The sequence below is a fragment of the Mesonia aestuariivivens genome (assembly GCF_019311235.1).
Taxonomy (GTDB): Bacteria; Bacteroidota; Bacteroidia; order Flavobacteriales; family Flavobacteriaceae; genus Mesonia; species Mesonia aestuariivivens.
In genome coordinates this window covers 195,458-207,904 of the sequence record NZ_JAHWDF010000003.1, presented here as the reverse complement: position 1 = coordinate 207,904, position 12,447 = coordinate 195,458, and the positions used below count along the sequence as shown (strand labels likewise).

Here is a 12,447-nt window from a genome sequence, read left to right as displayed (position 1 = left end):
TTTTTTACTATATTATATTCATTATGACCACTCAAGAGTTAGTTGCCCAAATCAAGAAGAAAAAATCGTTTTTGTGCATTGGTTTAGATGTAGACTTACAAAAAATTTCAACACATTTATTACAACAAGAAGATCCTATTTTTGAGTTTAATAAAGCTATTATCGATGCCACGCATCATTTAGCTGTTGCTTATAAACCCAATATAGCTTTTTATGAAGCTTATGGGATTAAAGGTTGGCAAGCTTTAGAGAAAACAATCAATTACTTAAATAAAAAGTATCCAGAAATTTTTACGATTGCCGATGCTAAACGCGGAGATATAGGGAATACCTCTACGCGTTATGCAAAAGCTTTTTTTAGTGATTTAAATTTCGATTCTATAACAGTAGCTCCGTATATGGGAGAAGATTCTGTAGTTCCTTTTTTAGAGTTTGAAAATAAACATACTATTTTATTGGCATTAACTTCTAATCGCGGTGCGTTCGATTTTCAGACCAAAAAAGTAGATGGAGAAGAGGTTTATAAAAAGGTTTTAAAAACCGCTCAAACTTGGAAAAATCATCACAACCTAATGTACGTGGTTGGCGCTACAAAAGCAGAACATTTTGTAGAGATTAGAAAAATAATTCCAAATAACTTTATTTTGGTTCCTGGTGTGGGAGCACAAGGCGGAAGTATAGCTGAAGTATGCGAATACGGGTTGAATGAAAATGTAGGATTGTTAATCAACTCTGCACGTGGAATTATTTACGCTTCTACAGAAGAAAATTTTGCCGAAGCTGCAGCAGAAAAAGCAAAAGAACTTCAACAAGAAATGGAGGGTATTTTAGCTAAAATGTAATTTAGGCGAAGTTCATTTAACCTAAATATTGAAGTTAAGTGACTATTGAAAATAAATTATACCTATATAAGTCTTACAGTTGTTAAATTGTAATGCTTTTTTATCCTCTTTGCGGAAAGAATTCTTATTTTGTACTATGCAATTTCAAGATCAATTACTGCGAACATTTCAGTTGAAAAAAACTCCTCAACGTATCATATCATTGGTGCCTAGTCAAACCGAATTACTTGTTGATTTAGGCTTACGTGAAAAATTAGTAGGCATTACAAAATTTTGTGTTCATCCAACCGATTTAAAAAAAGAAGTTGAAATTGTAGGAGGTACAAAAGAGGTGAAACTTAAAAAAATTAAAGCTTTACAGCCAGACCTTATACTTTGTAATAAAGAGGAAAATACGCCTAAAATGGTTGCTGATTTAGAGCAAATTGCTCCAGTTCATGTTTCAAATATTTCCACTATTGAAGAAAGCTTAGTTTTGATTGGTCAATACGGAAAAATTTTCTCAATTGAAGAAAAAACGAATTGTCTTATTACTGATATTAAAAAGGAATTAGAGAGTTTTCAAGATTTTATTAAAAACAGACCTAAACAAAAAGTTGCTTATTTAATTTGGAGAAAACCTTGGATGGTGGCAGCTGGTGATACTTTTATAAATGAATTACTTCGGCTTAATCATTTTGAAAATATTTTTGCTGAAACTAATCGCTACCCAGAAATAGAGTTGACAGATTTAAAAGATGCAGATGTAATTTTGCTTTCTTCAGAACCTTTTCCGTTTCAAGAAAAACATAAGCATGAAATTTTAAAAGAAGTTGATTTAGAAAAGATAAAGTTTATCGACGGAGAGTTTTTTAGTTGGTATGGTTCACGATTATTAAAGGCTTTTCGTTACTTCAAAAAATGGCATTTAACTGAGTTTTCTTAGTAAAAGGTATAGCAGTGACATCCTTTTTTGCTTAATTGGTTTTAGAGCATTGGCAAAAAAGATATAGCGTATAGCCCGGTTTTGTAATTTTTTCGTTACAAAATTTACCATGATTAAAAGTTGTTTTCTAATAAATCTCGCGGGTCTTTTCTTAATTTTAATGGGATATCTTCTTCGGTGCTGTAAAGTTTTAATTCGGTAATATCTGCCGGTAAATTGAAGCCGTTAATGTCTAGAATTTCTTTTACTTCTCTCATAACTAAACCTCTTAATACGCTCGAGGTAACACGGTAATCTAGGGTGTTAATCCAAAAGAAAACTTTTAGATTAACAGTACTTGCGGCTAATTCATCTACAATGACAAAAGATTCGTGAGCTTCATCTTCAATAATATCTTTATTATTGATTAAGACTCCTTTGATTAATAATTTAGCTTTTTCAATATCGTTTTCATAACCAATTCCCACTATAAATTCTAAGCGATACAATCCATCGGCGGTATAGTTTTCTACGGGTTTGGTGAGTACATCACTATTTGGGATATAAATATCTCGCCCATCGGTAGTTTTTATGTGTGTATATCTAAAATTGAGTTCTTTTACTTTCCCAAAAATATCATCAATTTTAATGGTATCATTAATATGAAAAGGTCTATTAAAAGCTAAAATAATTCCGGCTAAAAAGTTTTTACCAATATCTTGAAAGGCAAATCCAAGTACAATGGCAGCTCCTCCAGCTGCGGTTAAAATTCCAGCAGCAATTCCGCTAAGACCTGCCACTTCTAGCGCAATCATTACGGCAATGAGAATAAGAATAATTTTGATAGCTTGCGCTAAAAATCTCGCCATTAATGGGTCTTGTGCTTTATTTAATACTTTTCTCTTATAAAAATTAGTAATAAATTGAGCGATTAATACACCAATAATCACAATTAAAATTCCTAAAACTATTTTAGGTAAGATTTCTAAAAATTGATGGTAGTAACGTTTTATAGCGTTTAATATTGTTTGGGTTGGTGATTGTAGTGTAGGCATATAAAAAAGAAAAATAATAGTTAAAATGTTGAAAAGGAACCAATTAATTTAGAAAAAGAGAAGATTAGTTTAAGATAATATTAAATTAATGTAATTGGTTTATTTCTAATATTCTTAATTCTTGTAAAATCTGTTTAGCTTCACTATTAAGATAGTCACTTTTTTTCTTATTTCTAGGGGCAATCTCGTATGCACGTTTCATTAAACGTGTGTATTTTTCTTTGAGACGTTGTATTCTATCTTTATTTTGGTTCCAATTAAACATACTATCTTTTTCTTTTTACAAAACTAAAAGATAAGTTGTTTTGCTTTTACTAAAATTCGTTAAGCTATTAATAAAGTATAGATGAATGGTGTGTTTTGTCGTTAATAAATTAACAAAAAAAAGCCTAGGAAAATTTTCCTAGGCTTTTTTTTAACCCAAATAAATAGTGAGATACCCTAAGTCTCATTACAAATATAAATTATAGATCAGTTCTTGATGTTATCTTAATATTACGAAGTATTAGTTTAGTATTATTAATCTTGTAAGGCAAAAACTTTTTTTAATAGCTCTGTAGATCTACTTGCTAGGTTAGTTCTAATATCTTTTTCTTCTACAGCGATCATTTTGTAAACTCCATCAAGTGCTTGCTGTGTTACATAATCTGTAAGGTCTGGATTAACTTTTTGTGTAAAAGGAATATTATTATACTTTGTAATTATATTAGCCCAAATTTGATCTGCGCCAACTTTATTAAATGAATTTTTAATCACTGGGTTAAATTTATCATATAACACTTGATTGGTTTTTTGTTCTAAATAAGTGGTAGCTGCGCGATCATTACCTAAGAGGATATTTTTAGCATCATTAAAAGTCATTTGTTTAATTGCATTTACAAAAATTGGGGTCGCCTCTTTGGTAGCATCTTCAGCAGCACGGTTTAAAGCTTTAATACCTTCATCCGCTAAACTGCCTAATCCAATATTTCTTAAACCTTTTTCAACTTTTTGTAACTCTTCTGGTAATAAAATCTTAACGAGTTGATTTTTGTAAAATCCATCGGTCTGAGTAAGCTTGGTAACCTGCTCATCTATGCCTTTATCTAGCGCCTGTTTCAATCCGTTAGCAATTTGGTCTTGGCTAAGCTCCATTCCTTGTCTTGGATAATTTTCAGCAATAGTTTGTAGTTCTGCGCATGAAAGTAATGAAAAACATACGAGACAGCTTAGAAGTATTTGTTTGATCATTAGTATTGTTTTTAAGATTATTGCTAATTTATATTCAATTCAAAAATAGACTTTATGAATGAAGGAAAAAATAATCTCTAGTCTTTAATAAATAATTTAAAATAGTAAGAATTGAAAGAGGCAGGTTTGTTTATAAAGTTATTAATTTCAAATGAGATTAAAATTTGAAACATTTTTCTTATTTTGATAACTTTAAATCCTTCGAGACAATAACTTCTATATTAATAGTATTTTCTTAAATTTACCCATCAGAAATTCAGAATAATTCAATGGAACAACCTAAGCCTTATAAACCTAATTATAAAGTAAGAATAGTTACAGCAGCCTCATTATTTGATGGTCACGATGCCGCTATTAATATTATGCGACGTATCATTCAATCTACGGGAGTAGAAGTGATACATTTAGGTCACGATAGAAGTGTAGAAGAAGTAGTAAATACGGCAATACAAGAAGATGCCAATGCGATTGCGATGACTTCTTACCAAGGAGGGCATACTGAATATTTTAAATATATGTATGATTTACTCAAAGAAAAAGGAGCAGGGCATATTAAAATATTTGGCGGCGGTGGCGGCGTAATTCTTCCAGATGAAATTAAAGAACTTCACGAATACGGAATTACAAGAATTTATGCTCCCGATGATGGTAGAGAATTAGGTTTACAAGGAATGATTAATGATTTGGTTCAAAAATCAGATTACGCCATTGGTGATGTTTTGAATGGAGAATTAGAACAACTTGCTTCTAAAAATGATAAAGCTATTGCGCGGATTATTTCTTCTGCAGAAAATTTTCCTGACATAGCAAAGTCTACTTTAGGTGAAATTCATGAGAAAAATAAGAATATCAAAACTCCAGTATTGGGAATTACAGGAACTGGTGGTTCTGGTAAATCTTCTTTAGTAGATGAATTGGTGCGTCGTTTTTTAGTAGATTTTGAAGATAAAACCATTGGGATTATTTCGGTAGATCCGTCAAAAAGAAAAACCGGTGGCGCTTTATTAGGAGACCGTATTCGTATGAATGCCATTAATTCACCACGAGTTTATATGCGTTCTTTAGCCACTCGTCAATCCAATCTGGCACTTTCTAAATATGTACAAGAAGCGATAGAGGTTTTAAAAGCTGCGGAATATGATTTAATTATTTTAGAAACTTCAGGTATTGGGCAAAGTGATACCGAAATTTTAGACCATTCAGATGTTTCTCTTTATGTAATGACACCAGAATTTGGTGCAGCAACCCAATTGGAGAAAATAGATATGCTCGATTTTGCCGATATCGTTGCTATTAATAAATTTGATAAACGTGGTGCTTTAGATGCTTTGCGTGATGTGAAAAAACAATACCAACGTAATCACCAGTTATGGCATGAGGATGCTGAAAAACTTCCGGTTTATGGAACGATAGCTTCACAATTTAATGACCCTGGAATGAATAATCTTTACAGTAAGATTATGGATACCTTGGCAGAGAAAACAGAAACTTCCTTAAAAAGTGAATACCATATTTCAGAAGAGATGTCTGAAAAAATATATGTAATTCCACCTAGACGAGTTAGGTATCTTTCAGAAATTGCAGAAAATAATCGTGGTTATGATGAAACTGTAGAAAACCAAGTAGAAGTAGCGCAAAAACTCTACGGTATTTATAAGACAATTCTTTCAGTTATTAATGTCACTTCGAGCGGAGTCGAGAAGTCTTGTTTAACTAAGTCTGGTCTTGATGAAAATGAGATCCTGAATCAAGTTCAGGATGACGGTGGTCAACAGTTTTTAGAGTTACTGATTGCTCAATTCAACAAAACAAAAATGGACTTTGATCCTTACAACTGGGAAGAAATTTTGAAATGGGAAGATACCGTCAAAAAATACAAAGATCCTATTTATACCTTTAAAGTTCGTGATAAAGAAATTAAAATAGAAACGCATACCGAGTCACTTTCACACTCACAAATTCCAAAAGTGGCTTTGCCAAAATATAAAGCTTGGGGAGATTTATTAAAGTGGCTTTTACAAGAAAATGTACCAGGAGAATTCCCATATACGGCAGGTTTATATCCGTTTAAACGTCAGGGAGAAGATCCTACCAGAATGTTTGCAGGAGAAGGCGGGCCAGAGCGTACCAATCGTCGTTTTCATTACGTGAGTTTAGGTTTGCCGGCTAAGCGTCTTTCTACCGCTTTTGATTCGGTAACTTTATATGGTAACGATCCCGATGAGCGACCAGATATCTACGGAAAAATTGGTAATGCTGGAGTTTCTATTTGTTGTTTAGACGATGCTAAGAAACTTTATTCAGGATTCGATCTAGCACACCATTTAACTTCGGTGAGTATGACTATTAATGGTCCAGCGCCAATGTTGCTTGGTTTCTTTATGAATGCGGCTATAGATCAGCAATGTGAAAAGTACATCATAGAGAACGGACTCGAAGAAGAAGTGGAAGAAAAAATTAAAGCTATTTATAAAGAAAGTGGCTTAGAGCGACCAACATATCGAGGAGAGCTACCAGAAGGGAATAATGGACTTGGCTTAATGTTACTAGGTGTTACTGGAGATCTTGTGCTTTCAAAAGAGATTTACGGGAAAATAAAACAAGAAACCATGGCGGTGGTTCGTGGTACCGTACAAGCCGATATTTTAAAAGAAGATCAAGCGCAAAACACTTGTATTTTTTCAACTGAATTTGCTTTACGTTTAATGGGTGATGTCCAAGAATATTTTATTGATAATAAAGTAAGAAACTTTTATTCGGTTTCTATTTCTGGATACCATATTGCTGAAGCTGGCGCAAACCCAATCACGCAATTGGCACTTACTTTAGCTAATGGGTTTACTTATGTAGAATATTACTTAAGTAGAGGAATGGATATTAATAAATTTGGCCCAAACCTATCGTTCTTTTTCTCTAACGGAATAGATCCGGAATATGCGGTAATTGGTCGTGTAGCTAGAAAAATTTGGTCTAAAGCGCTAAAGCATAAATATGGAGCTAATTCTAGAGCACAGATGCTAAAGTATCATATTCAAACTTCAGGAAGATCTTTACATGCTCAGGAAATCGATTTTAATGATATTAGAACAACACTTCAAGCTTTGTATGCAATTTACGATAACTGTAATTCGTTGCATACCAATGCTTATGATGAAGCGATTACTACACCAACAGAAGAATCGGTTAGACGTGCGATGGCTATTCAGCTTATTATTAATAAAGAGTTAGGATTAGCTAAAAATGAAAATCCTATTCAGGGTTCTTTTATCATTGAAGAATTGACAGATTTGGTCGAAGATGCAGTGCTAACAGAATTTGATAGAATTACAGAACGTGGTGGTGTACTTGGCGCAATGGAAACGATGTATCAACGTTCTAAAATTCAGGAAGAGAGTTTGTATTACGAGACTTTAAAGCATAATGGAGATTTCCCAATTATTGGGGTAAATACATTTTTAAGTAGTAAAGGTTCGCCAACGGTAACTCCAGGAGAAGTGATTAGAGCTACCGAAGAAGAAAAGCAATTTCAGCTTACTACTTTAACCAAACTTCATAAAACTTATGAGAATAGTGCAGATGAAGCGCTCAGTAAAGTTCAAGATGCAGCTATTCATAATCAAAACATTTTTGCAGAATTAATGGAAGCAACTAAAGTTTGTTCTTTAGGTCAAATTACAGAAGCTTTATTTGAAGTAGGTGGCCAATACCGAAGAAATATGTAATCAATTTTTTTTTTAAGTAGAAAGCCTTCAGTTAAATCTAAACTGAAGGCTTTTTTGTGTGGGTGATTTGTTAACACAGTTTAACTAATTAAATTTTTTTTGGTTAAATTAAATAGAATTAGCAATACCTTAATATTTTTCAATTGATTTCTCGTCTATATTTACCGAAAATATTATAGAAAACATGAAAGATAAAAGTATCATTTTTTTAGTATTAACATTAGTAACAGGAATTTTAGGTTTCGCGATGGGAGACTTTACGGGTACCCAAATTTTAAGAGTGTTATTTATTATTTTTGCAGATCTTTTTATAGTTTCAATTATAGCTAAAGGTTTATTTAGTAATAATAGACAATTAAGAAAGATTAAAGTAAGAAAATAATATTTCTTGTTTTTTTAGTAGAAAAAATCATTTTCAAATTACCTTTGTAGTAAATACTAAAAGTTGGAACGCTTAATTTTTTTAATCGGAATGTGTTGCTTTTCTCTTTGTGTTTATGCACAAGAGGATAGTTTATTTACTTCTCAAGGTTATCAGGAACATTTAAATGAAGAATTTGCTAATAAAGATACTTCACCTTTAATAGATGAAGATTTAGAAAATTTTAAAAGTTTAGATTTTTTTGAAATCGATTCAGCATACATCGTAAAAGCAACTTTCCATAAAATTGAATCACAAGTAACATTTGTGATGCCTACAACTACAGAAAGAAAACCAATTTATGTAAAATATGGTGAATTAAATTTTATTTTAAAAGGAAAAGAGTTGAAATTGAATGTTTATCAAAGTCAGCGTTTAAGTGTAGATCCTCAGTACAAAGATTATCTTTTTATTCCCTTTACAGATTTAACCAATGGTGAAACGACTTATGGCGGTGGTAGGTATTTAGATTTTAAAATTCCACAAAAATCAGAAGTGATTTTAGATTTTAATAGAGCTTATAATCCTTATTGTGCTTACAATGGAGTTTATTCTTGCCCTATTCCTCCTGAAGAGAATGATTTACCTGTTAAAATTGAAGCAGGAGTAAAAAAGTATAAAAAGCATTCTGTTAAAAAGAATAATTCGGTTAAATAAACTTCACCAACCACATTCCTAAAAATACAGCTGCAAAACCAATAATAACACTGGTTAATCCGTAAGCTGCAAAAGTTATAAAATCTCCTGATCTCAGAAACATATGACTTTCGTAGGCAAAAGTTGAAAATGTAGTAAAACCACCACAAAATCCTGTCGCTAAAAGTAGAGTAGTTTCTTGAGAGAGGTGCTCAGATTTAGCAAAGTAGCCTAAAATAAGACCTATTAATAAACTCCCTAGTACGTTTGCTAAGAAGGTTCCGTAAGGTATTCCTGTAGAAAAATTATTAAGCCATTTTCCTAATAAAAATCTCATTATACTTCCTGTACCTCCACCTAAAAATACTAATGCTAATTGTTTCATTAAAGAGATTCATTTTTAACGCTGGTAAATTCGCTTTCTTTTCTTTTAATAGGAATGTATATTTCAGTTTCCCATCGAGATGGATTGGGTTCTTTATAAGCATCTGTAATATAAATTTCAAAAGGTGAAATCTCTTTATTAATTACAAAATCTGTCTTTCCTAAATAGTTTTTCGCCTGTAACCAAGCTTCAGGTAAATTACTGTGATTACCTTTTAGAGTTACTTTTAAAGCTTTAGTTCTCTCTAAATAACCATTTAAAATGTCACTTTCTGAAGGAGTTACAACTTTACTAGGGGTTGGGGCTCCAAAAGATATAATAGCTGTATTCGCGTTTTTATTGATTTGATTGTAAATAATCATGGGAGCTCCACTCATAGCAATATCATTAGTCTCCATAAAACTAGTGACTTGTGGTAGTAATTGTTTCATTTTATTATCTAAAGCCTCAGGTGTATTTTTAGAAGCAGTGGTGACGTACATATAGAAAGTTCCGCCATATTCTGTAACTCCATCAATATTGATCGAGTATTCTTTCATTTTTTCAGAAAGGTTATTGTTGAGGTTTTTTAATCCTTTTTCAAATTTTTCTTGAAATTTTTGAACCGAAGATTCATCTTCAATAGTTAATTTAATTTTCTCGAAGAAACTTAGTTTTCCTTTTACTCCCCAAGTAACTTTAGTTTTACCTTCTACAGGCTCAAAAACCCAGTATAATTCTCCCTGAGATTCTCCAAACGGAATTTCAAAAGTAATTTCTTGAAGAATAGATTGATATGGAATAGCTTCTACGGTTTTAATACTTCCGTCGTTACTTTTATCTCCAATCCATGAAAAGGCAGCACCTTCGCCTTTTGTTTTTTCAAGGTAGTTAATTACTAAATTAGGGTCTTCTAATTTCCAAGGGCTCCATGTTTCCCAAGTTTTTAAATCATTCACTTCATTATAAACCATAGCGACTGGTACGTTCATCACCATTGTTTCTTCAGCCTGATAATCGCCATCAATAGTGGCTACATAAATAGAGCCTCCAATTAATATAATAAGAATTAAGAAAAACAGGTACTTGAAAATTTTCATTTTTTAAAATTGTTAATTTTTGTTAAGCTAATATACGCAATTTAAAAAACCTTAATCCTTACATTTGTAAAAACAATTAATGTCATTATCATGAAATTTAAATTTATACCCATGCTTTTAGCGGCATCTATGTTTATTGTCTCTTGCGAGGATAATAAAAAAGAAGAAGCTAACACTTCTACTGAAGAAACAGAAAACGCTGCAGTAGATAATTTTGATTACACGGCAGAAGAAGTGGCCGATTTAAAAATATTACGTTACCAAATCCCAGGTTGGGAAAATCTTTCGTTAAAAGAACAGACGTTAGTATACTATTTAACACAAGCTGGGTTGTCTGGTCGTGATATACTTTGGGATCAAAATTACAAGCATAACTTAACGATTAGAAAAGCATTTGAAAATATTTATGCTAATTATGAAGGAGATAAAGAGGCTGAAGAATGGATAGCTTTTGAAACCTATTTAAAAAGATTTTGGTTTTCTAATGGGATTCATCACCATTATTCGATGGATAAAATGATGCCAGAATTCTCAAAAGAATATTTTGATACACTTTTAAAAGAAACCAATACTAAACTTACAGGAGAAGCTTACGAAGTTTTATTTAACGATAAAGCGATGAAAAAAGTAAACCTGAATGAAGATAAAGGGTTAATAAAAGGTTCTGCAGTAAATTTTTATGGAGAGAATATTACAGCAGAAGAGGTAGATGCTTTTTATGCTGAAAAAAAATCACCAAATCCAAAACACCCACTTTCTTTCGGTTTAAATTCTAAACTTGTAAAAGAAAATGGTAAGTTAGTTGAGAAGGTTTGGAAAAGTGGCGGAATGTACGGTCAGGCCATCGATGAAATTATCAAATGGTTAGAAAAGGCTCAAGGTGTTGCCGAAAATGAAAAACAAGCAAACGCATTAGACTTATTAATTAAATACTACAAAACTGGAGATCTTCAAACTTGGGACGATTATAACGTTGCTTGGGTAGAAGCAACAGAAGGGAATATAGACTATATCAACAGTTTTATCGAAGTATATAACGATCCTAAAGGTTACCGTGGTTCTTACGAAACTATTGTGCAAATCAAAGATTTTGATATGTCTAAAAAAATGCAAGTCGTAGAAGATAATGTACAGTGGTTCGAAGATCATTCGCCAATTATGGATGCTCATAAAAAAGACTCTGTAGTTGGGGTTACCTATAAAACCGTTATCGTAGCGGGAGAAGCAGGAGATGCTTCGCCAAGTACACCAATTGGTGTGAATTTGCCAAATGCTAATTGGATTAGAACTACTCACGGAAGTAAATCTGTTTCTTTAGGAAATATTATTCATGCTTACGAAAATGCAGGCGGTTCTAATAAATTAAAAGAGTTTGCGCACGATGAAGAAGAAATTCAGCTTTCAGAAAAATATGGAGCGCAAGCTGATAAATTACATACAGCACTTCATGAAGTGGTGGGTCATGCATCTGGTAAAATTAACGCTGGAGTAGGAGAAACTAAAGAAACGTTAAAAAACTATGCTTCTACGATGGAAGAAGGTCGTGCAGATTTAGTTGGTCTTTACTACTTAATGGATCCTAAATTAGAAGAACTAGGTTTAACAGACGATTATAAAAAACTAGGAAAAGCAGCTTATAACGATTACTTAAGAAACGGATTAATGACGCAATTAACTCGTATAGAAGTAGGTAGCGATATCGAAGAAGCACACATGCGTAACCGCCAATGGGTAAGCGCTTGGGTTTTTGAAAAAGGAAAAGAAGAAGGAGTTATCGTAAAAGAGAAAGTTGATGGTAAAACATCTTTCGAAATTAAAGATTACGAGCGTTTGAGAGAGTTGTTTGGAGAGTTGTTAAAAGAAGCTCAACGAATTAAATCTGAAGGAGATTTTGAAGCGGCTAAAAATTTAGTTGAAAACTACGGAGTAAAAGTAGATCAAGAAATTCATAAAGAGGTTTTAGAAAGAAATGAGAAATTCAAATCTGCTCCTTATAGCGGATTTATTAATCCTGTTTTAGTTCCTGAAATGGATGATAATGGAGAAATTAAAACCATTAAAGTGACTCAGCCAGAAAGTTTTGAAAAACAAATGATGATGTATTCTAAAAATTACGGTTTTTTACCAGAGATTAATTAATAGTAGTATTATAATAAATGAAAAAGTCCTTTCT

Annotated in this window: 11 protein-coding genes; 6 read left to right on the top strand and 5 right to left on the bottom strand. The window is 32.3% G+C overall.

The genetic code is table 11. The features are described from left to right. The first annotated feature begins 23 nt into the window (after positions 1-23). Positions 24-842: an orotidine-5'-phosphate decarboxylase gene (pyrF, locus tag KW502_RS04265; RefSeq protein ID WP_219039296.1), complete on the top strand. Its 819-nt coding sequence runs from the start codon at positions 24-26 to the stop codon at positions 840-842. A gap of 136 nt (positions 843-978) precedes the next feature. Then, positions 979-1,767: an ABC transporter substrate-binding protein gene (locus KW502_RS04260; protein WP_219039295.1), complete on the top strand. Its 789-nt coding sequence runs from the start codon at positions 979-981 to the stop codon at positions 1,765-1,767. 113 nt (positions 1,768-1,880) lie between these two features. On the opposite strand, the gene KW502_RS04255 is transcribed toward KW502_RS04260, so the two are convergent. From KW502_RS04255 to KW502_RS04245, 3 genes are all read right to left on the bottom strand, one after another. Next, positions 1,881-2,801, bottom strand: coding sequence for a mechanosensitive ion channel family protein (locus KW502_RS04255; protein WP_219039294.1), 921 nt, complete (start codon positions 2,799-2,801; stop codon positions 1,881-1,883). Positions 2,802-2,886: 85 nt separating this feature from the next. Next, on the bottom strand, positions 2,887-3,066 hold the full coding sequence (locus KW502_RS04250) for a Lacal_2735 family protein (RefSeq protein ID WP_219039293.1): 180 nt from the start codon (positions 3,064-3,066) through the stop codon (positions 2,887-2,889). 254 nt (positions 3,067-3,320) lie between these two features. After that, positions 3,321-4,031 (bottom strand): DUF4197 domain-containing protein, encoded by a 711-nt coding sequence (locus KW502_RS04245; RefSeq protein WP_255554057.1) that lies wholly within the window; start codon positions 4,029-4,031, stop codon positions 3,321-3,323. Between the two features lie 269 nt (positions 4,032-4,300). On the opposite strand from KW502_RS04245, the gene KW502_RS04240 reads away from it, so the two are divergent. From KW502_RS04240 to KW502_RS04230, 3 genes are all read left to right on the top strand, one after another. After that, positions 4,301-7,753, top strand: coding sequence for a methylmalonyl-CoA mutase family protein (locus KW502_RS04240; protein ID WP_219039292.1), 3,453 nt, complete (start codon positions 4,301-4,303; stop codon positions 7,751-7,753). A gap of 184 nt (positions 7,754-7,937) precedes the next feature. Beyond that, positions 7,938-8,135: a DUF1328 domain-containing protein gene (locus KW502_RS04235; RefSeq protein WP_219039291.1), complete on the top strand. Its 198-nt coding sequence runs from the start codon at positions 7,938-7,940 to the stop codon at positions 8,133-8,135. Between the two features lie 63 nt (positions 8,136-8,198). Then, complete coding sequence (locus KW502_RS04230; protein ID WP_255554052.1) at positions 8,199-8,831, top strand: DUF1684 domain-containing protein; 633 nt, start codon at positions 8,199-8,201, stop codon at positions 8,829-8,831. Here KW502_RS04230 and crcB read toward each other — a convergent pair. Both crcB and KW502_RS04220 read right to left on the bottom strand, forming a co-directional pair. Continuing rightward, entirely contained in the window at positions 8,824-9,195 is a 372-nt protein-coding gene (gene crcB, locus KW502_RS04225) for a fluoride efflux transporter CrcB (protein ID WP_219039290.1), read from the bottom strand. The genes KW502_RS04230 and crcB overlap by 8 nt on opposite strands. Beyond that, a complete protein-coding gene (locus KW502_RS04220) occupies positions 9,195-10,274 on the bottom strand; it encodes an SRPBCC family protein (RefSeq protein ID WP_219039289.1) in 1,080 nt (359 codons plus the stop codon). Before KW502_RS04220 ends, crcB begins: the two co-directional genes overlap by 1 nt. Before the next feature lie 90 nt (positions 10,275-10,364). Here KW502_RS04220 and KW502_RS04215 point away from each other — a divergent pair, with 90 nt between their 5' ends. Further along, complete coding sequence (locus KW502_RS04215) at positions 10,365-12,413, top strand: dipeptidyl-peptidase 3 family protein (protein WP_219039288.1); 2,049 nt, start codon at positions 10,365-10,367, stop codon at positions 12,411-12,413. Positions 12,414-12,447 lie beyond the last annotated feature (34 nt).

Coding starts and splice junctions, on each gene's coding strand:
- pyrF (WP_219039296.1), top strand. CDS start 24: ATGACCACTCAAGAGTTAGTTGCCCAAATCAAGAAGAAAAAATCGTTT.
- KW502_RS04260 (WP_219039295.1), top strand. CDS start 979: ATGCAATTTCAAGATCAATTACTGCGAACATTTCAGTTGAAAAAAACT.
- KW502_RS04255 (WP_219039294.1), bottom strand. CDS start 2,801: ATGCCTACACTACAATCACCAACCCAAACAATATTAAACGCTATAAAA.
- KW502_RS04250 (WP_219039293.1), bottom strand. CDS start 3,066: ATGTTTAATTGGAACCAAAATAAAGATAGAATACAACGTCTCAAAGAA.
- KW502_RS04245 (WP_255554057.1), bottom strand. CDS start 4,031: ATGATCAAACAAATACTTCTAAGCTGTCTCGTATGTTTTTCATTACTT.
- KW502_RS04240 (WP_219039292.1), top strand. CDS start 4,301: ATGGAACAACCTAAGCCTTATAAACCTAATTATAAAGTAAGAATAGTT.
- KW502_RS04235 (WP_219039291.1), top strand. CDS start 7,938: ATGAAAGATAAAAGTATCATTTTTTTAGTATTAACATTAGTAACAGGA.
- crcB (WP_219039290.1), bottom strand. CDS start 9,195: ATGAAACAATTAGCATTAGTATTTTTAGGTGGAGGTACAGGAAGTATA.
- KW502_RS04220 (WP_219039289.1), bottom strand. CDS start 10,274: ATGAAAATTTTCAAGTACCTGTTTTTCTTAATTCTTATTATATTAATT.
- KW502_RS04215 (WP_219039288.1), top strand. CDS start 10,365: ATGAAATTTAAATTTATACCCATGCTTTTAGCGGCATCTATGTTTATT.